Source organism: Shewanella sp. DNRA4, assembly GCF_012843185.1.
GTDB lineage: Bacteria > Pseudomonadota > Gammaproteobacteria > Enterobacterales > Shewanellaceae > Shewanella > Shewanella xiamenensis.
Map to the genome: position 1 here is coordinate 293050 of NZ_JABAIP010000003.1, position 23101 is coordinate 316150.

The 23101-nt window shown below is 46.8% G+C and carries 20 protein-coding genes; 6 read left to right on the plus strand and 14 right to left on the minus strand.

Features of this window, described 5'->3' with window-relative positions; all coding sequences use genetic code 11:
* Positions 1-13 precede the first annotated feature (13 nt).
* A complete protein-coding gene (locus HG547_RS04940) occupies positions 14-694 on the minus strand; it encodes a TIGR00153 family protein (protein WP_037421779.1) in 681 nt (226 codons plus the stop codon).
* 231 nt (positions 695-925) lie between these two features.
* Between HG547_RS04940 and HG547_RS04945 the strand changes: the two genes are divergently transcribed.
* On the plus strand, positions 926-2437 hold the full coding sequence (locus tag HG547_RS04945) for a CYTH and CHAD domain-containing protein (RefSeq protein ID WP_169547171.1): 1512 nt from the start codon (positions 926-928) through the stop codon (positions 2435-2437).
* 52 nt (positions 2438-2489) lie between these two features.
* Here HG547_RS04945 and HG547_RS04950 read toward each other — a convergent pair whose 3' ends face one another.
* From HG547_RS04950 to HG547_RS04985, 8 genes are all read right to left on the minus strand, one after another.
* A complete protein-coding gene (locus HG547_RS04950) occupies positions 2490-3314 on the minus strand; it encodes an ion transporter (protein ID WP_169547172.1) in 825 nt (274 codons plus the stop codon).
* 146 nt (positions 3315-3460) lie between these two features.
* The gene (locus HG547_RS04955) at positions 3461-3790 is read right to left on the minus strand and encodes a hypothetical protein (RefSeq protein ID WP_037421772.1); all 330 of its coding nucleotides are present in this window, start codon (positions 3788-3790) and stop codon (positions 3461-3463) included.
* Positions 3791-3897: 107 nt separating this feature from the next.
* A complete protein-coding gene (locus HG547_RS04960; RefSeq protein ID WP_037421764.1) occupies positions 3898-4551 on the minus strand; it encodes a hypothetical protein in 654 nt (217 codons plus the stop codon).
* A gap of 146 nt (positions 4552-4697) precedes the next feature.
* Complete coding sequence (locus HG547_RS04965; RefSeq protein WP_037421761.1) at positions 4698-5387, minus strand: PspA/IM30 family protein; 690 nt, start codon at positions 5385-5387, stop codon at positions 4698-4700.
* An 11-nt stretch (positions 5388-5398) separates the two neighbouring features.
* Positions 5399-5812 carry a DUF2170 family protein gene (locus HG547_RS04970; RefSeq protein ID WP_007645549.1) on the minus strand — a complete coding sequence of 138 codons (414 nt, stop codon included), beginning with the start codon at positions 5810-5812 and terminating at the stop codon, positions 5399-5401.
* A 78-nt stretch (positions 5813-5890) separates the two neighbouring features.
* Positions 5891-7615, minus strand: coding sequence for a polyamine aminopropyltransferase (locus HG547_RS04975; RefSeq protein WP_169547173.1), 1725 nt, complete (start codon positions 7613-7615; stop codon positions 5891-5893).
* 4 nt (positions 7616-7619) lie between these two features.
* Complete coding sequence (locus tag HG547_RS04980; protein ID WP_169547174.1) at positions 7620-8519, minus strand: DUF350 domain-containing protein; 900 nt, start codon at positions 8517-8519, stop codon at positions 7620-7622.
* 15 nt (positions 8520-8534) lie between these two features.
* Positions 8535-9524: a hypothetical protein gene (locus tag HG547_RS04985; RefSeq protein ID WP_169547175.1), complete on the minus strand. Its 990-nt coding sequence runs from the start codon at positions 9522-9524 to the stop codon at positions 8535-8537.
* A gap of 254 nt (positions 9525-9778) precedes the next feature.
* Here HG547_RS04985 and glnE point away from each other — a divergent pair, with 254 nt between their 5' ends.
* Together glnE and HG547_RS04995 are read left to right on the plus strand one after the other, a co-directional pair.
* Complete coding sequence (gene glnE, locus HG547_RS04990; protein ID WP_169547176.1) at positions 9779-12643, plus strand: bifunctional [glutamate--ammonia ligase]-adenylyl-L-tyrosine phosphorylase/[glutamate--ammonia-ligase] adenylyltransferase; 2865 nt, start codon at positions 9779-9781, stop codon at positions 12641-12643.
* A 57-nt stretch (positions 12644-12700) separates the two neighbouring features.
* Positions 12701-13672: a sensor domain-containing diguanylate cyclase gene (locus tag HG547_RS04995; protein ID WP_169547177.1), complete on the plus strand. Its 972-nt coding sequence runs from the start codon at positions 12701-12703 to the stop codon at positions 13670-13672.
* A gap of 46 nt (positions 13673-13718) precedes the next feature.
* Here HG547_RS04995 and HG547_RS05000 read toward each other — a convergent pair whose 3' ends face one another.
* Positions 13719-14678: a sodium-dependent bicarbonate transport family permease gene (locus tag HG547_RS05000; protein ID WP_169547178.1), complete on the minus strand. Its 960-nt coding sequence runs from the start codon at positions 14676-14678 to the stop codon at positions 13719-13721.
* A 136-nt stretch (positions 14679-14814) separates the two neighbouring features.
* On the opposite strand from HG547_RS05000, the gene HG547_RS05005 reads away from it, so the two are divergent.
* Entirely contained in the window at positions 14815-15807 is a 993-nt protein-coding gene (locus HG547_RS05005) for a LysR family transcriptional regulator (protein WP_169547179.1), read from the plus strand.
* 51 nt (positions 15808-15858) lie between these two features.
* Here the strand turns inward: HG547_RS05005 and zapE are convergent, their stop codons facing one another.
* Positions 15859-17064, minus strand: a complete 1206-nt coding sequence (gene zapE / locus HG547_RS05010; protein WP_169547180.1) for a cell division protein ZapE — start codon at positions 17062-17064, stop codon at positions 15859-15861.
* A 205-nt stretch (positions 17065-17269) separates the two neighbouring features.
* On the opposite strand from zapE, the gene HG547_RS05015 reads away from it, so the two are divergent.
* Positions 17270-18121, plus strand: a complete 852-nt coding sequence (locus HG547_RS05015; RefSeq protein ID WP_169547181.1) for a polymer-forming cytoskeletal protein — start codon at positions 17270-17272, stop codon at positions 18119-18121.
* 5 nt (positions 18122-18126) lie between these two features.
* On the opposite strand, the gene HG547_RS05020 is transcribed toward HG547_RS05015, so the two are convergent.
* Together HG547_RS05020 and HG547_RS05025 are read right to left on the minus strand one after the other, a co-directional pair.
* Entirely contained in the window at positions 18127-19605 is a 1479-nt protein-coding gene (locus HG547_RS05020) for an insulinase family protein (RefSeq protein WP_169547205.1), read from the minus strand.
* A gap of 26 nt (positions 19606-19631) precedes the next feature.
* On the minus strand, positions 19632-21047 hold the full coding sequence (locus HG547_RS05025) for a pitrilysin family protein (protein WP_169547182.1): 1416 nt from the start codon (positions 21045-21047) through the stop codon (positions 19632-19634).
* 159 nt (positions 21048-21206) lie between these two features.
* Here HG547_RS05025 and HG547_RS05030 point away from each other — a divergent pair, with 159 nt between their 5' ends.
* Entirely contained in the window at positions 21207-22034 is an 828-nt protein-coding gene (locus tag HG547_RS05030; RefSeq protein ID WP_037421721.1) for a M14 family metallocarboxypeptidase, read from the plus strand.
* Between the two features lie 92 nt (positions 22035-22126).
* On the opposite strand, the gene HG547_RS05035 is transcribed toward HG547_RS05030, so the two are convergent.
* Positions 22127-23041: a L,D-transpeptidase family protein gene (locus tag HG547_RS05035; RefSeq protein ID WP_037421718.1), complete on the minus strand. Its 915-nt coding sequence runs from the start codon at positions 23039-23041 to the stop codon at positions 22127-22129.
* Positions 23042-23101 lie beyond the last annotated feature (60 nt).

The window sequence follows — 23101 nt, forward strand, 5'->3', positions numbered from 1 at the left end:
ATAACCTTATTTATTAAACGCGAGCAAGCATAAGCTCAAGACGCGAACCGACGCGTTCGGCCAGATCTGCAAGACCGCCGACCCATTCAATCGTTTTATAGAGGAACATCACATCGACAGGATTCAATTCTGATTCCAAAGCGAATAATTGACGGCGAAGTTGAATTTGTAAATCGTCAGTATCTTCTTCGATGATATCGAGTTCGTTGATCATTTTGGCCACTAAGTCGACTTCACGACCACGGAAACCTGCTTCGAGCAAATCTTCGAGTTCGTTAATGACTTCTTTTGCAAGACCAACAGCGTCGATACAACGTTGTAAGTATGCGATAAAGGGGACTTGCATGACCTGAGGGATAAGCAATTGACGGCCGATTACACGACCAGAGATATCTTTTGCTTTGTTAGCGATTTTGTCTTGTTGTGTCAGTAGTTCCAATAGATCTGTACGCTCAACAGGCATAAACAAACCGCTTGGCAGAGTGAGGCGAATTTCACGTTTGAGTGAGTCCCCTTGCTTTTCCGCTAAACTAATTTGTTTACGTAGTTGAACTGCTGCATCCCAGTTACCTGTGATGGTGGCTTCGAAAAAGGGGACCAGTAACGATGCGCAATCGTAGACTTTGTCCATGTGCTCTTGAAGAGGCTTAATTGGCGATTTTGCAAACACGCCCAAAATAGAGTTTACTGGCATTGCCGTTTACCTATTTAGATTGTTCCATGATTGGAAAAAGCGGGCGCATGTTACCCTATGCGTCCGCGTATTGAAACTGTGTTTTTTGAGAAAAAATCACAGCTTTATTCTAACGGGTTATATACCAACTTCAAAACCAAATCCTACGGGATTTTTATGACACATTTGTGACATTATGAACTAAAAATGACGCGTGAATGAATATTTGATGACAAAATGAGCGGTGCAGTAATGAATGCTGAGATTGAATTAAAACTGTTTTTCCTACCTAAATTTCTAGAAACCCTGATAAATAAGCTAGATAGCTTAGAAAATGCTGCTCCGCAAGGCACACGTCGTTTAACCAACGGTTACTTTGACACACCCACATTGCAATTGCGTCAATGGGACATGGGATTGCGGGTTCGTGGCTATGATGGACACAAAGAACAAACCATCAAAACAGCAGGGCAAGTGATTGGAGGGATCCATTCACGCCCCGAATATAATGTCACTATTCAAGCTGATAGCCCTGATTTAAGCCTATTTCCGGCAAACATTTGGCCCTTAAATGCCAATCTAACCGCTGTACAAACTGAGCTTGGTTGCGTGTTCCATACCGATTTTTATCGCCGAGCTTGGCATGTAACTGTGGGAACTAGCCTAGTGGAGGTCGCCTTAGACACTGGCGAAATTACCGCCAATGGCAAGCACGAGGCGCTCTGTGAACTGGAATTTGAGCTGTTAAGTGGAGATGCTAATGCACTATTAGTATTAGCAACGGAAGTGGCTGATACTGTTCCAGTACGTTTAGGCAAAGCCAGTAAGGCGCAGCGGGGCTATCGACTCGCGGGGCAATCTAAGCCGTTAGCCTTAAGTGCGCTGGAGTTTTTGCCTCTGCCTGTGCCTGAAGATTTGAATCTACATCAACCCCATCAACAGGATTTAACGGCGACCTGCCAAGTGTTACTTGAAACGGCACTTGAACGTTGGCAATTGCTTGAGGCGATGATAGCTGATGAACAAGATAACGAAGCTCAGATAGCCCTATGGTGGCGGATGCGTGCTTGTATTCGTTTATTACGGATGACTCTGAGCCAGTTTGGTCTCGCTAATGCTACTTTGATGCAGCAATTTAATCTTATTGAATCACAACTAACGTTTATTGAAGAGGCACAGGCCTTAGCAGCCTTGCTCGGTAGTCAAAAAGGCTTATTAACTCGGCACGACGCCCGTCAAGCTTTGATGCAACAACTACAGCTGCAATTTGAAGCCATGGATATCTCAGAGCGGTTAAATTTACTCTGGCAAAGAGTTGAATACGGTCAATTGCAGTTAGCGATTGTCGAGATCCTATTGGCTCTCAGCGCGGGGAATATCGAACTGCCCGCAGAGCTTGGATTATCCCACCATGCTGATCATGCTCAGGAAGCTTCATGGCAGGCGATTTTAGCTGCCATGCCTAGCGATAAGACAATGACCGCCGAGGATTATTTGCAGTGTGCCGCGTTACTGGATGAGAGTATTCAAATAGGGCAAGCGTATGGGCTTTTATATGAGGCAAAATCCCGTGATGCCTTTAGGGCGCCATGGCAGGATTTAGTGTTAGGGATTAGAACCTTAGCCTGTTATCGACAATTAACACTTGCGGCCAAATCACTTAGTGTCGATTTAACCGATTGGCTTGAGGACAAGCAGCAAAGCTTACTTTTTGCGATGGAGGCATCGAGACAAAACGCGATTGAGCAAACGACCTATTGGTAAACGGCCTGTTGGAATAGCCATATTAAACTAAGCTTAGGAAGGCAGTGCCTTCCTAATTTTTTTGGGCTTCTAATGCTTGTTTTAACTCAGCAATTTTGGCCAGCATCTGTGCCTGATTTTGCTCCATTTGCCGCTGGGTTTCTTCCATTCTAGCAAGCGCTAGTTCAAGTTCTGACTTGATTTCTGCCTTATGGGCATCTTGGCGCTCCTGTCGTTCGCTTTCATCTGGTGCAACAAACACAGAAGCCATATACCCCGAAATTACCCCGAAAAAACTCACACCACTAACGATCACTATGCCACCCACAATATGCCCCGCGGTGCTGACGGGATAAAAGTCGCCGTAACCTACGGTCGAAATGGTCACTAATGCCCACCAAATAGCCTGCTCGGCGGTTTGGATATTCGCGCCTTCAGTGCCGCTTTCGACAATCAAAATGATAATTGAAGCGAAGGTTAAAATGGTCACCATCGCCACCAGTAAACTGGCAAGGGTGGCTTGTTTACGTTGTTTTATCAATGGGATAAGGAAGGAGCGGCTCATACGGATTAAACGGATCACCCGCAGGATTTGGAAGACCCGTGCAATGCGTAGCGTCTCAATAGCAGGAATACTGGCGATGAAATCGATCCAATGATGGCGTAGGTAAAAGAGTTTATTCCGCGAGCGTAATAGGCCAGCAAAAAAGTTGACCATAAAAATCATGCAAATCGTGGTATCGATGAAAAAGAGTAATCGATAGGTTTCTGTATCGAGACGGCCAAAGGTCATCACTAGCACTATGATCACCGATAGCAGCGATAGCAGCATCATTGCAACTTCGATGGGTGAGGGATTACCAACGGCGCGGAGTGACCAAGAGGTTTTATCTGTCATGCCTAACATGATCCCTGTGTTTTAAGGCGAATGTTTAAGGTAAAAGAGTTTACGCTATGAGTAAATTAACTTTGTGATAAATCGCCCGAGTTAGTCCAGTCAGGCCATTTGACGCCGATTTTTGTGCAGGATTAACGCTGAAATTATTAGTCCTTTGCGACAAAGCGCACGAGATCTTCGAGTACTCTACGTTTAATTTCAAGCTGGGCATCAGCACTTAGGCCGTATTTTTCAGCAAGTTGTACATAATCGTCGGCGTTAAGTGACACGGTTAAACGGGGGCGAGTCGGACGTTTTGAAACACTTAAGCCCAAAATCGTTCTGATCTGATCGGAAGGGCTAACGCCCGCATCGAGCGCCGCTTTACGAATAGAATATTGAAACTTTTCATCGAGGTCGAAAGCCACTTGAGTTGCCTTTGCAGCATCTTGGTTCTTCTGCCATTGCTCTGGAAGAGGGTGTTTCATTTTACTCATTGGGTTTTACCTGTTGCTATCAACCGTATATTACGAGCCAATTCAATGGGGATTGTAATGGCTTAAGCGATAAAGTGCGAGTCACGCACTTTATCTTTTGCCAAATTTTACTGACCGGGCCAGTAGTCGCGAATATCTGACAAGGGGCGGTATAAGGTCAGTACCACATCGGTATCGCCACCCTCATACACTTCAACTTCTACTGCGCGGCTTTCGTCATCATCGAGCAGCAAATAATATTCGAAGGGTTCACCGCTGGCGCCATTGGCATCCTGCGGCGGTTTAAGTCCTCGATAATCTTCACGGTGAAAGTAGCCAAAGAGTGCAAAACTCACTTGGTGGTATTGCTTGCCCAACCATTGTTCGAGTTGTTCTGCTACATCTGGCGATAACTCTTGGGTGGTGAGCTCGGCGTGTCCAGGCTCATCGAACAGGGTGCTAAATTGCTCTAGGTCGAATATTTGCTCAACCTGGGAGCGGGTAATTTTAAGGGAAAAAGCAAGGTAAGTTTCATCGTCTTCTTCGATGCTTAAAAACAAGGTGTCACTACCATGCCCTTTGAGTACCCATTCGGTTTGTTGTTTACGTTCAAATTCGTAGGTATTAACGGCTTCGACTTTGAGTTGTTGGCCGCGCAATTGTGGTGGCAGTGCAAAACTATTGTCGATGGAGATCATGTCACCGATCTTGAGCGCGGAGGGATGATTGAGTTCGCGCGCTGGTGGCGCCTTTTTACCAAAAATACTGTTAAAAAATCCCATATTCGCTCCTAAGCTGTGCGCCAATGTTCTGAACTAACCCATGAGTTAGCTTAGACTTGGGTGAATGTTGGTATACCTAAAACAAAAAAGCCGAGCACAATAGGGGGTGATGGTCCCATCAGTGCTCGGCGTTTGGTCAATCTTAATTAGCTTTTACGTGCCTTGATACGTTCGAGCACAGCGTTAGCATTGGATTTTTGCTCACCAATGCCCGCTTCAGCTAACTTAGCCTGCAATGATTTATCACTGCCTTCTTCGGCTAAGGCTTCAGCTGCTTTTAATCTGTCATCAAACTGCTGCTGACGCGCTTTGATACGTTCTAAAGAGTCTTTTGCATTCAGTAATTTAGAGTTGCTTGATGCGAAAGAGTCGGTAATCGTTGCTGTGGCTTTTTGCACGCTTTCGGTGGTTTTTACCATGCTTAACTGACGTTGATAATCAGACAGTTGACGCTCGGTTTTCTTCACCAAATCTTTTAAGCGTACCGCATGGGCGCTGAAGCTGTCATTGGCGGTCTGCTGCTCAGATAGTTCTTGCTCCAATTGGGCAATTTTTTCCGCCACTTCAATCGCTAAGGCTTCATTGCCTTTGTCTAACGCTTGGGCGACATAGCCTTCGTGCTCAGCAATCGAACGCTTTAAGCGGTCAACTTCGCGGCTGGCTTGCATTTCTTTGGCCATGACATCGGTCAGTTCGCGCTTGGCGTTGGTTAAATGTTTCTCGGCATCGCGGATTTCCTGTTCGAAAATTCGTGTCGAGTTTGCGTCTACGATGCTTTGGCCAACTTCGGTGGCACCACCGCGAAACGCTGTTAAAATTTTATTCAGAATGCCCATGTTGTGGCTCCTTATTTCAGATAGTCGACCATTTCATCGATAACTTCTAAACAGTTATCGGATAATACTGCTAGCTCTTGCTCGATTTCGAGCATGCTAGATTGCAGAGACAGTGCACCGTAAACCACGTATTTGTCATCAATCTTGGCAAAAGCTGACAGTGGCATTGGAATGTTCAATTCGAGCATGGTTTCAAACATTTCACTGCGACGTTCTTGGTTTACTTCATTTTCGCCCCACAGGTAACTGATGCAGAGAATTTGGTTATCCGTAACCGATACGAATACCGGGATTTCTTCACGGCCGACCACATTCACTTGCAACACTTCGACTTCACCATCAATTGGATAGCAATCGAATTGGAAGCCGGTCTGGCTATTATTGCCAAGGCTGTTGAGGTGATTAGCAAGAGTATGGATATTCATATTTGTCCTTATTGACATATTATGTCTGTGTTCAAAGATAGCACTGAGACATAATATGTCAAGCACTATCTTCATCCGTTAAAAAAGATCCAGTCCTTGGGTTTCGGACCAAGCCTGTTGATGATAATGGTACAACTGTAATGACCCCAGTTCATTGGGCTTAATATTGGTCGCATCCTGATAAAAATTGGCAGGAAATTCAAACGCGCCTTTAATTAAACCTAAGGTTAGCCAGTCATCCACAATAGGCAGCTCTGTCAGCTGTGCCAAACGATGTTGAGCATCTTTGCCATTTAAGGTGGCAATACTCCAACCCCATTCGCCAAAACTAGGGACATTGTGGTGATATTGTTTTACATCAAATCCCGCTAATGCCAAGGTTTTTGCTACTGAAATAAAGGCTTTTTGCGCATGATAGGGTGACGTTGACTGTACTGTCAGAGCGCCATCACTGCTCATTAGTTCCTTAAGTTTTCGATAGAAATAATCCGAGTAAAGCTTATTCAGATCTGGATGGCTGGGATCGGGTAAATCCACAATAATCGCATCATATTTATCCCCTTTCGCAATCAGTTTATCTACTCCATTAAAAGCATCATCGTGGATGACCGTTACTCGAGGATCGTTAAACGCATTGCCATTGAGTGATAGCAGGGCTTGGCTTAAACGCGCAGGCATATCAGAATCGGGGGATTTAAACAGTTGCACCAATGCCGCATCAAGGTCGAGTAGGGTTACTTGTTCAGGTTCCCAGCGCAATACTTGTTTTAGGCCCAGCCCATCACCGCCGCCAATGATTAATACCTTGTTATGACGAGCGCTAGCCGCAAGGGTTGGATGAACTAAAAACGCATGGTAAATGTGTTCATCGCTACTCGAAAACTGTAAACGACCATTGATATACAAGGCATATACGGGGGGAAGACCATTGCCGCGTAGGCGCTCTGTAAAGGTCAACTGTTGAAAACGCGTTGCCTTGGCATAGACCACCTTATCTTTGTAAAGCAGATTGTTGAACTGTTGCTCCCAGCTTGGCCCTTGAATGGCGAGTAGCAGCAATACGCCAGTGACGACTAAGTGGCCCGCTAACAGTAATTTAGGTCTTTGGATTTTCGGCCAAAAGCGCCAGATAAACACAAACCCTGCTAGCAAGTTAAAGCTGGCGGTGAGTGCTGCTGCTAGCTGAATATCGATAGCCAGCATAAAGCCGACCCAAATAGCTGCGCCAACTCCTGCGCCAATATAATCTGCGCCGTAAATTGTGCCCGCATTGTGGAGTAGGTGTTCATCTGAAAGGGATTGTCTTACCCTGGCGATCAGTGGGATTTCCATCCCGATCATCAAGCCCAGTAGCACGCCCCAAAAATAAGGTAGATATTCGCTAAGCTTTTGTAGCGTGCCTATCATCCCACCTTCGGGCAGTTGATCCGGCGGCAAGCCCAATGTGCTGGCGATGAGCATCGGCAATTGTTGGCCAAAACCTATCACTGCAGCGGTGATCAAAATCGCGAGTGAGCCACACAGCGCGACGGTGAGTTCGAGCACCACAAAGCCGGTAAACGCATCCTTAATTTTACGTGCGGCAAAGGCACCAAGCCCCATTGAGACGATCATCAGACCGATCATGGTATAGATAGCAGCCTCAAGTGCGCCTAAGATCCGGCCTGCATAGTGGGATAATAGATATTCGTAGATAAGACCGCACCCAGCGAGCACGGCCATTATGCCCAGTAATAGGACATCATCGAACCAGCCTAGGCGGCTAGGTTTAGCCGCCGAAGTGGTTAATTGTGACTCGAGCATGCGTTTACGCCATTAGGGCCGTGAGGATAAGTGCGATTGCAATACTGATGGCCATTTCCACGGCAGCGATACCAATATTGTGCTGTCTTTCGACTTCATCCGCTAAATTGATCCGTGCTAAAACCAGCTTTTTAATTACAAACAACAACAGTGTCAGCACGACTAACATAATGATTGAAAACACCAACCAACCAATGATGTTAGTGACGTAGGCCTTTGGATTGAAAAGGATAAAATGACTCGCGGCATTAAAGCTGAGTGCCATGGCGATCATAAATCCGGCGTGGCGAATAGCAACAGCGGTATGACCTTGAGCGAGTGCCTGTTGCATTGATGAATCTTGGTTACGACTTGCGAAACGTTTTTCACGTAAGCGGGTGAGAAGCACCAGCATGAGTTGTGAAATCGCAAATGCGCTAAAGATGGCAATAAAAGTGTCGATTGTTAAATCTTCAGCCCATAACAGCACCGCGCGAATAATGATTGCGGTGGCGATAGCAACACTGGCATCCACAATGGCGACAGAAACGTTACCTTTAACAATTTGCTGGTTTTTATCGAGTTCGTTTAACGCGATTTTATCGTGTAGAAAGCGACCGAATTTAATCAGTATTAGGCCAAATAAACCATAGGCACTCATGCCTATCGCTTCGGTTAAATAGGAGGGCGCTGCGGCACCTGTGATGGCGCCTGTGAGCACTATGCCTAACGCAGCAACTGCGCCAGCAGTGCTGATCCCAAAGGCAAAGTTATCGCGTTCAGCCAGTTCTTTACTGCTATTTACTCTTACGCTCCATCCTTGTAAATAACGCATTAACGTTAATAGGATAACCGCAATCGTGAGGTCGATTGCGAGTATGGTGACTAGCTCTGGTGTGATACCGAAATCCTGAAATAGTGTCATGGGAGATCCTTTACGTTACTTGCCTCGGCGCACACTGCGGGTCGTGCGGTTGCTGGAATTACGGAAACTGCTGTCTTTAGAATAATTTGAGCGGAATTTACTGCCCGATTGCGCGCTCGACTTATTTGCTGAGCTCGAACCAGCAGTATTTGCTTTGGGGGCGCTAGTGCTCTCGCGGGAGAGCGCGGTTGAGCCTGTACGTGATTTTGCATAGGGGCTATCGAAGCGCTTTCCTTGAGAATCGAAACGTTTTTTCGTTTCTGCAAAGACTCTAGCTTGAGCTTCTACCTGTTTTGGCGAGGTGTAGCGATATCTGCCAACGTCGTTGTAATAACTATATCCACGGTTACCTGACCAGCGGTCGTAGTAGATTGGACGCTGAAAAATGTTGGAGAACATGGAATACATGCCGTACCAAGCCCAGAAAGACATGCCACTAGAGTCAGTCTGCCAACTTCCATAAGCTGGGTTACCCACTAGTTGACTACCAGGGCCATAGTCCTCGGCATTATTGGCAAGGGCCGCCGCTTCACGGCTGATGGCATTGACACGGGCAAGCTTACCCTCTGACATATCTGCGATCACGTTCACCGGATCGGATAGCATGTCGTTATACAGGCTAGGATCGGCTGCTTGATAGAGATTCTCAACCTCGGCTAATTGTTGATCGAGATCGGTAAAGTTGGCCGAATTTTTGGCATCAGCTAAGCGGCGTTTGAGCGAGGCATACATGGGCCCTTCGGCGGTTGCATCCTTGGCTAATTCATCCACTAATGGCGCCAAATCGGGCTTTTGCTGTTTTAGCAAGCTGCTATATTGCTTGAGCAGATTAGCATTACGCACCTGACTGTCATCAAGCATGGTATTGAGGGTTGTGAGACGCTGCTCTGTGAGTTGTTGATACTTCTCTATTTTCTCCGGCCGATCATCGCCACAACCCGTTAGCGATAAGGTCGCGGCCAAAATGAGCATCGACGTGAGAACACGCATTAGCATTCCTGCCATGTTTTCTCCAAAAGTGCTGAAATAAAACTCAAATATGGGCGGACAATAATAATCAACTTGCCCAATATGTTTGCCTCACAGGTTATAGTACCCTAAACAGCCAAGAAAGAGGGGTTGCTCTCTTGAGGGAACTTAAGTTTTGCCATTTATAGAAACACGCGTTAAGGCATAGCAACTTTGTTAAACCTGATGCGATTTCATTCTATATCATTTGTGACATAATATGTCGATGTTTAAATTTGTTAGGGATTATTATGGCCGTACAAAAAGACAGTAATAAGTCATTGTCTCCCCTCATCACTCAAGCCGCAGAGCGCCATTGGGCACGTCTCGCTGAAGTATGGTCAGAAGGACTGGCAAATTTAACGCCTGCGCAGCAGCAGGAACTAAAAAACGTTTTAGGATTAAGCGATTATATCGCGGTGCAGTTAACTCGTTCTCCTGAATGGATCAACACCCTGTTTGCCGATGATTTGCAGCAAGTCGAACGAAAATTGTTTGATGCCCAGTTACGCGAGCTATTAACTAGCGCCACTACCGAAGACATGGCAAAACGCCTATTGCGTCGATTCCGTAATTATCAAATGGTGCGGTTAGCATGGCGAGACTTTTTAGATTACGCCAGCTTAGAGGAGTCTTTGCTCGATCTTTCTGCGCTCGCAGAGGCGTTAGTTATTGGCGCAAGGGATTGGCTTTATAAAGAGATGTGCGCGCAATATGGGACACCAATGGATAAGGTGGGTAATCCTCAACCGCTGTTAATTTTGGGTATGGGAAAACTCGGTGGCCGAGAGCTGAACTTCTCTTCTGATATCGATCTGATTTTTACTTTCCCAGAACATGGTGAAACAGTTGGTGGTCGTCGTAGTCTTGATAATCAACAGTTTTTCATCCGAATGGGACAGAGGCTCGTTAATTTACTCGACCAAATTACCGTTGATGGTTTTGTATTCCGCGTCGATATGCGCCTGCGCCCTTATGGCGAGAGCGGGCCTTTAGTCGTGAGCTTTAGTGGTCTTGAGGATTATTACCAAGAGCAAGGGCGTGATTGGGAGCGCTATGCCATGGTTAAAGCCCGCTCGCTCGGGCCTTGGAATCATTTTTCCGACGAGCTACACAGTTTGTTGCGCCCTTTTGTTTATCGCCGTTATATCGATTTTTCGGCGATTGAATCCCTGCGCAAAATGAAACAACTTATCGCTCAAGAAGTCCGCCGTCGTCAGTTAACCGACAATATTAAGCTCGGTGCGGGAGGGATTCGTGAGGTGGAGTTCGTTGTACAAAGCTTCCAGTTGATCCGTGGTGGTCGTGAACCCTCGCTGCGTCAGCAAAGTCTGTTTGGCGCTATGGACACCCTTTATAGCCTTGGGCAGTTTGAATATCTGGCGGTCGATGAGCTAAAACACAGTTATTTATTGCTGCGCCGTGTCGAGAATCTTTTGCAAGCGATTGATGATAAACAAACGCAAACCTTGCCGAATAATCCTCTCGATTGGGAGAGGCTTTGTTATGTGCTCGAGATAGCTAATGAAACGGATCTTCGTACCCATATCGAGGCGGCGATGGCGAAAATTCATCGTCACTTTAAGGCTACCGTTGGCGGCGAAGAAGGCGAAGAAAAAGCCGAGCATTGGACGGCGCAGTTGTGGAACGTGCAGCAGGATGATCACGCAATCAACTTGTTAGCCGAGCAGCAGGTTGATGACGAAAAACTCTGGCCTTTACTGAGTCGTTGGCGTGAAACCGTGACGAAACGCTCGATTGGCCCGCGTGGACGTGAAACTCTTGATAAATTAATGCCAAGGTTGCTCGACGAGCTGCTTAATCAACCTAGCCCTTCAGCGGCTTTTGAGCCCGTGTCTAAAGTGCTTGAGCAAATTTTAACGCGTACTACCTACCTTGAGTTACTGTGCGAAAACCCCGGCGCCCGTCAGCAACTGGTGAGTCTGTGCTGCGCAAGTCCTTGGATTGCGGTGCAACTTGCAAAGTTTCCTATGCTGCTTGATGAGCTTATCGACCCAGCGCATCTATACGATACAACTTCGCTGGATGATTATCCGAGTGAACTGCGCCAGTATTTGCTGCGGGTACCAGAGGATGATATGGAGCAGCAAATGGAGGCGCTGCGCCAGTTTAAGCTGTCGCAACAACTTAAAATTGCCGCTGCGGATGTCACCGGTGTATTGCCTGTGATGCAGGTGAGTGACCATTTGACTTTTTTGGCTGAAGCTATTATCGAACAAGTGGTGATGCAGGCATGGCAGCAGATAGCGGTGCGCCATGGCGTGCCGAGTTATCTAGCGGAAAGCAGCGACACGGGCTTTGCGGTGATTGGTTACGGCAAGTTAGGTGGTATTGAGCTGGGTTATGGCTCAGATTTGGATTTGGTTTTTCTGTATGAAGCGCCGGAAAATATGAGCAATAGCCTAACCAATGGTGATAGACCGATTGAAGTCGGTCATTTTTACCTTAAACTTGCTCAACGTATTCTGCACTTATTTTCGACTCGAACGACCTCGGGTGAGCTGTATGAAGTTGATATGCGCCTGCGTCCTTCGGGAGCATCGGGTCTTATGGTGAGTGAGATCGCCCGCTTTAGTGAATATCAAACCCAAGAGGCGTGGACATGGGAACATCAAGCGTTAGTGCGTTCACGTTTTGTGTTTGGTGATAATAGCTTGGCTGTCAAGTTTAGCCAAATCCGCGCTTCAGTCTTAGAGCAGCCAAGGGACAAAGACGAGCTTAAAAAAGCGGTTCGTGAGATGCGGCAGAAGATGCGCGACCATTTGCTTAAGGTTGCCGAAGGTGAGTTTGATTTAAAACAGAGTCCTGGCGGGATTGCGGATATTGAGTTTATTGCACAATACTTAGTGCTCGCCAATGCCCATGAGTACCCTGAGTTGTCAATTTGGTCAGATAATGTGCGTATCTTCGGTGTGTTGGCTGAGCTTGAGCTCTTGCCACTGATGAGCGCTCAACATTTAACCCAAAGTTATTGTTGGTTAAGGGATGAAAATCATCGCCTAACTCTACAGCAAAAATCAGGGAAGTTGGCTTACGCCGATGTAGCTGCTCATGCGGAGCGGATACTCGCCATTTATCAGACGATACTTGAGTAAGTAAAAACAAGTGAATCAAGTAGTGAGTCGATGCTTGATATAGAGTTGGAGCGAGCTATGCAATTACCTCCTATCCCTGAGAATGAGTTGCAACGTTTAGCCACCTTAAGGGCATTGAATATACTCGATACCGATGCCGAGGAAAGATTTGACAGGATCACTCGGCTGACTCGGCGGATCTTTGCTCTGCCGATTTGCGTGGTGACCTTAGTTGATGCAAATCGTCAATGGTTTAAATCCCGGCAAGGATTAGCGGTGACGGAGACATCAAGGGATGTGTCGTTTTGCGCCCACGCCATTAATCACGATGGTATTTTTATCGTTAACGATGCCTTAACGGATCCCCGTTTTCACGATAATCCTTTAGTCACTCAGTCTCCCCATATTCGTTTTTATGCTGGTTATCCTTTGACTATTCATAGCGAATATCGGGTGGGGACGTTGTGCTTAATTGATAATGAGCCGAGGGAATTTAGCGAAGATGATATCGAAACCTTAACGGATTTGGGGCAGATGGTTGAGGCTGAGTTGTTGTCTATTGCACAGAATACTTTAGATCCTTTAACGATGATTTCTAATCGGAGAGGATTTGAACTCCTTGCTTATCAATCTCTTGCTAGTTGTCGACGCATGGATTCTCAGGCAGCGTTAGTCTTTTTTGATCTGGATTTTTTTAAAGAGGTCAATGACCGTTTTGGCCATCGCAAGGGCGATCAGGTACTTTATGATTTTGCCCATATTTTAATGGCGGCATTTCGGGAATCCGATGTAATCGCGAGATTAGGTGGTGATGAGTTTGTGGTGCTATTAAGTTTAGTGCAGCCCGATACCGTTGGCTTTGCCATTAAACGATTTCAATTATTACTTGACCAATATAATCAACAACATCCACAGCAAAACTCCTTAAAAACCAGTATAGGTATCGCCCATTGGTCGCCTGATTCGGATATCAATCTTGAGGATTTACTCGATGCTGCCGATAGGGCAATGTATCAAGATAAAGCCGAACATCATTCAAATAACCCTTAATGGCGGATATAAAAAGGGAGACCTGAGTCTCCCTTATGACAAATTGTTATCCGGTAATTTGCATTATCCAGTGTTGGTACAAGGGTAAACCGATTAACACGTTCACCGGAAAGGTAATCCCGAGGGATGCTAACATAGCGAGTCCGATATTCGCTTCGGGAATGGCGGCTCGTATGGCGGCGGGTGCGGCAATATAAGAGGCACTGGCACTTAAACCTGCAAGCACTAAGATGCTTCCGGCAGGTAACTCGAGCCATAACCCCACTCCAATCCCACACCATGCCAAGACAAAAGGTGTGACGGCGGCAAACACTAATAAGCGCCACTGCTGCAATGGGAGTGGTAAACAGACTTTCGCTGTGACTAATCCCATCTCCAGTAAAAACAAGGCCAGTAGCGTTTTAAAACCACCTAGTAATACAGGACTAATGGGTGCAAGCCCTGTCGGACCATAAAGCCAACCGATGACGACTCCACCCACTAGGAGTATTACGCCGCGGCTGGTCAAGGCCTCATGCAGTATGCTCGATTGCTGAGTATTAGGCGCTGTAGCTTCTCGCGGCTGTTTAGCGCTTAAATATCGGTGTAACCAGAGCATAACCACAATCGCTGGGAGTTCGAGTAACACCAAATATAAGGTGGTTTCCGGTCTTAATATCATCCCTGATTTTTCCACCATGGCGATAACAACGGCAAATGTGCCTGCGCTGACCGATCCATAATGGGCTGCGATACTGATAGCATCCGTGCGTCCGAGCCGAACTAAGCGCGTGAGCACAGGGTAAAGTACTAATGGGATGATCAAACCCAGTGCAACAACAGCAACGAGTTCAGTGATCACTAAGTGTTGAGTATGACCATGCAGTGCCATTCCGCCCTTTAACCCTAAGGTCAGCATTAACAAAATGGACAGGGTTTCGTAAATGGCGGGTGGTACTTTAAGGTCTGATTTGACTAAGCCTGCGAGCAAACCTAAGGCGAAAAATGCAATGACAATATCTGGCATAAGTATCTCATTAATAAAGGCATTAATATTTTAAGGCTATCATTTTATTTGAAAACCATTGAACGCTGGAGATTCTGAACCTAATTCGATATATTGAAAAATAAATTATTTGCTAATTAGGTATAGATAATTATCTATGGATAAATCTTCTCAAGGTCAATTAAAACTACGGCATTTGAGTTTTCGGTTACTTGAGGTTTATGTGCAGGTGGTTCGATTGGGCAATATTTCGGCGGCGGCTCGCACCCTGCACCTTACTCAGCCCACAGTGTCACTGCAACTTAAAAAGTTAGCGGATATTTTGGGCGAACCTTTGCTGAACAGTATTGATGGCCGTATGTCGCCAACCTTAATAGGGCAAGAGCTTTACCGAGCCGCCTGCGACACATTGAGCCGCTTTGAAGATTTCGATGCCTTTATCCAGCAAGCCAGAGGTGGCAGCATTGGCCATATCAATATCGGTTTAGTGACTACGGCAAAATATGTGGTACCACGGATTTTGGGGGCGTTTTATCGGCAATTCCCGCAGGTCAAAGTGACCTTAAATATCGGTAACCGCGCGCATATTTTGGGACGATTTGAGCGCCAAGAAGATGATTTATATCTCTTCAGTCATCCACCCAGTGGTGAGCAAGTGTTATCGGCGAGGATCATTAAAAATCCGCTGCAGCTTATTGCGCCTAAGGATCATTGGGCGGTTGGCCGTCAACAAGTTCGCTTTAGTGAGTTGAAGCAAGAGCGTTTTATTATCCGCGAGCCCGGCTCGGCAACTCGGCTGATGTTTGAATCTTGGTGTAGCGCTCAAGGGATCGCCTTGAGTGAAACGATGCAAATTGAGAGTAACGAAGCGATCCGCTTGAGCGTGGCATCAGGCTTAGGCTTATCGGTAATTTCAGCGCACACTTTGCAGGAAGGGCGCGAAAAACCCGCAATCTTGTCAGTGAACGGATTTCCGCTGCAGAGTAATTGGTATCTTGTTGGCCGTCGGGACAAGCGTTTGCCCTATGCCGCAATGCAGCTTGTGGCGTTTATGGCGACCCATCTTGCCGAGTGTATCGAACCAGAGTGGGTTGCGGCGGATATCCAGCAGTTAAGTGCTATCTTTGCGCCTGAAAGTTTGTCTCGGTAAAGGGTTACGGCAGAGGTTGACCGCTGCCGCTTCTTCGGGCGTGTTGAGGGTTCAGGATTGTTTTGTGCTGTGGCTCATTTCGATTAGCCGACTATAGGTGCGTCGAAACTCAAAACTGAGGGCGCCGCCTTGGTAGAGGTCCATCAGTGGGACGTCACAGCTTAAATATAAACTGACATCTTGATCATATAACTCATCGATAAGGCTGATAAAACGCCGAGCAGGATCATCGTTGGCGGCGTAAGAGAGTTGCCGCTCTCCCGTAGTGGCCGCTTGGTTTGCACCAGTGCCATCCTCAGTGCCACGGGCGCGGATCCAGCTTTTTACTTCGCCGCCCAGTTTGGGAACACCGCTCAGCATTACGATCTTAAATCGACAGGCAATTTCGATGTAATCGAGTTGTGAGCGCGGGCCATCACACAGGGCATAAAAGTCGAACCAAGCAACGGAGGGGAGTTGGTCTTCAGCAGTGGCGCGCACGACGGGGATATCACGCTGACAGACTCGTAGCGTATTCGCTTGAACAGTGTTTGCGCCTTGAGTGAGTGTGGTAAAAATACCATCAAAATCCAGTGTGCCAGTCAGCCCAATATGCTTTGAAGTGGCGGCAATGGCCTCTGCCGACGGTTCGTGATTCAAGGCGTGCAACCTGTGGTCTTGCTCGCCATTCAGATGCAGCATTTGGGTATGGGTTTGAAGCAGAGCGATGCAGGGTAAAAATCTGTGCCTTGCGAGGCCATTTTCATATAAGCGTTCGATGGGTATGTTGGATGTGGCAACCAGTACGACTCCTTGGGCAAACAAGGTTTCAAACAATCCGGCGAGGATCATGGCATCGCCAATATCTGAGACAAAAAACTCATCGAAGCAGAGTACCTTACACTCCTTTGCTAAATTTTTTGCGATCAGTTTTAGGGGATCGCGCTGCCCTGCATGTTCCTTTAAGGCCTGGTGCACTCGCGCCATAAAGCGGTGAAAGTGCAATCTCAGTTTTCCTTGCTGTGGCAGGGCATCAAAGAACAAATCCATCAGAAAGGTTTTACCGCGCCCGACATCGCCCCATAGATATAATCCTTTGAGTGGCTGAGCGTCTGTTCTACCAATAATCTGCTGATACAACTTATCTAAGGCGAGTACTGCCTGCGCCTGCGCGGGATCTTCAATCAACTCGAACCCGATTTTAGCTTGATAAATGGCTAATGGTGTTTGGTTTTGGGTTGACGGTGACAACGGGTTGAAGGTCATGGAATTTGTCATAAATTGAGTCAATTTTAGGCGGTGCTAGGACCAATATGGGGTGGGATATCAGCCCAATCGTCTTCAGCCTAACATAGATTGTTGCAGGGCTAAAATCTTGTCTAAAACACAGCCTAGTTAAATATCAAAGGAATCCAATGCTTTATTATTGAGAATTTTTAACTTAACATCTTTTTCACAAAAATAATGATCTGGAACTAAACCTATGGGTAGCAAAGGCCATAGTGCCACATTTATCAGTGCCTCAACCGCAATTGAAGGTGAGATGCAACTGGCGGGCACGGCATTCGTTTCGGGGGCATTAACAGGTAAGATCCGCGGTGCTGGACTGATTAAAATCGAGTTTGGCGGTGAGATCACGGGTGACGTGAGTTGTGATGAACTGAGAGTTTGCGGGGTTTTTCGTGGCAAAGTGCGTTGTAATAAGTTAGTGATTATGAGTTCTGGTGTCGTTGAAGGCGAAGTGTTGAGCCATCAATTAGAGATTTATGAGGGCGGACAATTTATCGGTCAGCGCCTAAAAAATACTGAATTGGATCATTTGCCCGATTTACTTCAGACCTTAGCGCCAGACGTTATTGCTTCCAATGCGAAAACCGCTCACGTTAACGCCTTATATGCCAGCGAGCCTAAAGATCCTCGGCAGGGAGTACATAAATGGTTGTCCTATGGCGCTGCCGCAGTTGCGCTCATCGCGGTTGCTGGAATGATGGCACCAACACCGTTGACTTCATGGTTCACAACCCTTGGTCAAGCGGCTTCAACGTCAGTGAGTACTGAGCCGAGTCCGTCAGTGACAACTGAGTCTATGTTGTTATCGCCAGTAAAAGATGACTCTTTAGCGCCAAATAGCGTTATGGCCGCTACCGATAACGAGTCGCAAAATGCTGCATTGATAACCTCGGATAAGGTCGAGACCAGCAGTGCTGAACATCATCAAGCCCATACGAATATCGACTCGGGCGCTGCCATGGAAGACTTAGCGCAAATGGAACAAGGCCATGCCCAAATGTTACAGCAAGGCAACGCGAGTGATGTTCCTAAGGATAAATTATAACGATATCAATCATTCACCTTGACCTCCTCTAGTTGCCATCCCGGCAGCTTAGCTGAGAGATCCGCCGAGATCTTGGCGACATCTCCCCGTAAAATGATTAGAGGTTCACCATAAAACGTTTGTTGTGCTAATTGCATCAACTGATTGGGCGATAGCGCCTGCAGTTTAAGGTTTATGGCTTGTATTGATTGTGGAGCTAATCCAAGCACCTGTTGATGAATAAATTGGCTTTCGCTCAGGTTAGGATTATCTTGCGTTAACAAGGCTTCGCCAATCAGATAGGTTTTTAGGGCGGCTAATTCCCCTTCGCTTGCAGGCGTTGAAGCCAGCAGTTTCAAATGATCTAAGATCCCCACCACAAAGGCGCCCGTATGTTCTATTGCCGTGCTGCCATAAAACTTGATGCTAGTGGAGAGTGGTGCATTGGCGCACTGACCATAGATCCCGTAGGTCAAACCGCGCTTTTCTCGCAAATCGTAATAGAGTCGTCCGGAAAAACTGCGTCCTAAGAGTGCGGCTAAGCTGCGGCAAGCTAACGGCATATCCTGCGATGATAAATGCTTATCGTCGAGGGCATACCCTATTCGCACTTGTGTTTGCACACTACCCGGTGCATCAATCAAATACAGCGTGCGGGATTGTGGTGGCTGTTGAGTGTTGATGAGGTGTGATGGAGAGTCCGTATTTATGCGAGTTGGCCACTGGCTGAGGCTCTGCTTAATATCAAACTCGGTTTGCGCATGATTAGGTAAAAATAACTGCCAGTTTGCCTGAGCAAAGGTGTTCTGCTGTAGCCGCGACAGTTCGCTTAGGCTAAGTGAGTCAAACAAGGCCTGATTGTTGATGTTCTTGTTGTAGGGATGTGCTGTCCCTAGGAGTTTGTCCCGCCAGACTTTATCGATTTCGGCGCCACTAAAGGCATTTAAATGCTTATTAAGCTTCAATTGACGGCGAATATTATCGATATCGATTGCCGCCGTTTCACTAAATGCATCGGGCTGCCAAAACTGTATCAGTAACTGGTAGAGATGATTAGCTGATGCGGGGCACGTTAAGCTGATATTAATGCTATGCAGCGTGACTCGAGTTTCGAAGGTTTCAAGGCAAGCATCGGCTTGGGTCAGCGCTAGGCTACGAGCTTTTTCCTGAAAGGCGACTTGTAAAATATCAGGATTATCAAAGGGTATAGTGGGGCTAATTGCTACTAGGCTCATTCTGTTACTAAGGTTTTGAGTCGCGCTAGTCGTACGCTGTAACTGGTAAGGTAGGGTGACGCCATTGGGGGTGACATCAATAAAAGGTTGCTCATTGGGAAGATAAATATTCCCGACTTGAGGTAGGTTGGGTTGGGTATCAAAGTTTGCCAAACTGGGCGCTTGAGTTGGGGTAAAGCTAAGCGGCATCTGCTGACAGGCGCCAAGTATGACTGCAATAAGCCCAATACTCATGGTTTGCAGCGCGTTAGATAATCTTGATGTTGGCATTAAGCAGTTGTATCTGAATGTTTTCATCATAGCACTGCATCCTCTAAATCATCGCTAACACCTGTGGGTAACCATTCGAGTAAGGTTTTTCCAAAGCGGATATACCAAGGCGGTAACAGATCAACCCTGACCATATTGGGAGTAAAGTATTGCAGGGCAACGCGCTGGATATCCGCTGTGGTTACTGCGTTAATCCTTTCCCATTGCGCCGTTAAGGGATGGGCTTGATCCTGTTTGTCGGTGGCGGATAGTAAGGTGGCTAGGGATTGAGTGTTGTCGAGCTGCCCTAAACGCTGGTTTAACCAGGTTTGCTTGAGCTGACAAAGCGTTGCATCACTTATGCGAGTTTGTTGGGTTTGCTTAATTAACGCTAAGACCATGTCGGTTAGCGCATTAAGGGAGGTTTTTGCCCTTGGCACTAATACCAGATTGGTTATGCCATGATTTTCTAGCTCAAAGGGCAGTGAATAACTCAGCATTTGTGCCGGATCGTGCAGGCTGATTTGTGCGAGGGCGCTGCGAGTATTTTGAAATAAATAGCCTTCGAGCAGGCGTATAGCGGCAGCATCGGGATGATTTTTACCTACCGTATGCCACGCAAGCAGTAAGCCGGGCCAAGGGCCACGTTCATCGATGAGCTCCGCATGCACGGGCTTAGGGTTGATTTTTAGCTCGTCAAATTTTGCAATCGGCTGATTAGGCGTGGGCCAAGCACTAAAGTGTTGTGCTATAAGCGACTTGACGTCGGAGGGAAGTTTACCGACCAGAGATAGCTGCATCGCATCGGGACGATAATGGGCGCTATGAAAGGCGATTAACCGCTCGGGACTTGCCTGAGTAATATCCTCACGGCTACCGATAATACCGTGGCCATAGGGCGTATCTTTAACCTGTGCTAGCAGAAATTCCATCGCACTACGCACATAGGGTTGATTATCTATGGTCTGCGCCATCTCTTGGAGCACGGTTTCTTGCTGATTTTTCACTGTGGTTTCGGTCAAATTGGGGCGAATAAAACGATCGGCCTCGAGGAACAAGCCCAAGGCGAGGGCTTGGCTCGGCAGAGTGACATAGTAATTGGTGTAATCGAAGTGGGTGCTGGCATTAAAGCGGGCGCCTAAGGCACTTAGCTGTTGTGCATAGGTGTCGCCGGGTGCCTGTTCACTGCCCTTGAATAACATATGCTCGAACAAATGCGCGTATCCCGTTTGCCCCTTAGTCTCGTTGCGCGCCCCCACAGTAAATTGGCTGGCAATGGTGAGGGTGTGTTTATCCTCAAGGGGCAATAAGTGTACGGTAAGGCCATTGGCGAGGGAGTAAGTTTCGATGCGTGATTCTAATTGATATAGCGTTGCAGCGCCTTCGATTTGACATTGTGCCTTGAGCGCTGGACTAAGCAGCATCACCAATATAGCAAGTCCAAGGCGGGTGTGTGTGTTCATTTGGCATCCCATCTCAATTTCCGATTGATGGCATAACGCAGTGGTGGTGTTGGCGCGTCAGACACTCGTCGGATTTCATCTAAATCAGTTGAATAGCATTCAGTTTTTGTAAAGAGCTGCTATGATGGCACAGTTCTTTTTCTGGCATAAGTACAAGATATGGTAAGCAGATCTCCGTTCGAATCCTTTCAGTGGAAAAGCGATATTTTTAACTGTGAAAGCACTGATATCGATAATTTTTATCTACAGCTTGAGCAGGAAATGTCCCGTTTGGGGATGGTTGAGAAAAAACTCGGTGACGTGGGTAAATACAGTGTCAGTCTGTATCAGTCACCTGCCGCGAAATCTGGCTTACCTTCATTATTGATCAGCGCTGGATTTCACGGTGAAGAGTCAGCAGGTCCTTGGGGATTACTGCACTTTTTAAGTGAAGCATCAGTCGAATTATTCGAACGGGTAAACTTAAGTATTTTGCCCTTGGTGAATCCAACGGGGTTTAAACGCGGCCACCGATTTAACAAATTTGGTGAAAACCCTAACCGAGGCTTTGTATTTGAAAACGGAAAACCTAAGGCAAATGAGAGCACCTCAGTTGAAGGTAAATTACTGTTAGAACACGCACAATTACTGATTGCGGCGAGTCGTGATGGTATTTTAACCTGCCATGAAGACGTCTTAAGTCATGAAGCTTATGTTTATTCTTTTGAGCCAAGCCAAGTGCCAGGGCGTTTTAGTCTCGATTTACGCGATACGCTGGCAGGATATTTCCCCATTGCTGTTGATGGTGAGATTGATGGTTGCCCGGTTAAAGATGGCTTGATTTTCAACCATTTCGATACCTCGTTTGAGGCATGTTTAGTGCGCAGTGGCGCGCGTGTTGGCGCCTGTACCGAAACGCCAGCGTTGCAAAACTTTGATCAACGGGTGTTAGCAAATAGCGCGGCAATGACCCACTTCTTAGCGCTATGCGCGCCTTTATGTGATTGATTATAAAGCTTGATTGCAACCAATATAAAAATACCCGCCAAGGCGGGTATTTTTATAGAGTAAGCAGCGTTAACTGCGTACTAGCCATACAACTATTGATTAATAATTGTCGGTACGCCTGTGCGCTCGTCCAGTAGCTTTTTGATCACGCTGGAGTCGGTATCAGCTTTGGCAATAAACTTAGCGATGTCTTTTGGTAAAGCAATTGCCACAGGTTCGTTTGACTCAAACTCAGCAATAGTGCGTGATAGCGGCTGATGCACGGCTAAATAACGCTTTCCATCTGGCTCTTCGGTCGCTTTAATCGGTTGGTTAACAAATTGTACACGTGTTCCAACTGGCACGGTTTTGAACAGATGTTCAATGTCATCGTGACGTAAACGCACGCAGCCTTGGCTAACACGTAAACCAATACCGAAGCTTGCGTTGGTACCATGGATGGCATACAAGTTACCAATGTAGAGTGCATAGAGCCCCATTGGGTTATCTGGACCTGCTGGCCATACCGCTGGCAGAATTTCGCCCCTTGCCGCATATTCTTTACGAATGCGTGGCGTTGGTGTCCATGTCGGGTTAGCACGTTTACGTTGCACGCTGGTTACCCAGTTTTCTGGCGTGTCTTTACCAATTTGGCCAATACCGATAGGTAGAACTTCCACGGTATTTTTGCCTTTTGGATAGTAATACAGACGCATTTCAGCAACGTTGATAACTATGCCTTCACGTGGCGCATTGGGCAGAATTAATTGTTTAGGAATTAACAATTTACTGCCTGGCTTTGGAAGAAACGGATCAACACCAGGGTTTGCTTCCAGCAAGTTGCTTAGGCCGAGTTGGAACTGAGCGGCAATATCTTCGAGGGTATGTTTACCCTCTGGCACTGTGTAATACAGGTTCTCGCCAACTAACCGGCTCTTAGAAGACGGTAAAGGGTATTCCGTTGCTAAAGCGGAGAGACTTGGAAAAACCAAAGTCAATAATAAAGCTGTGGTGCGAAGCATACTCATAAGCGGATACTACGATTCCTGTTAATAAAATAACCTGTTTTACGCGGCAGTTTCTTCCCA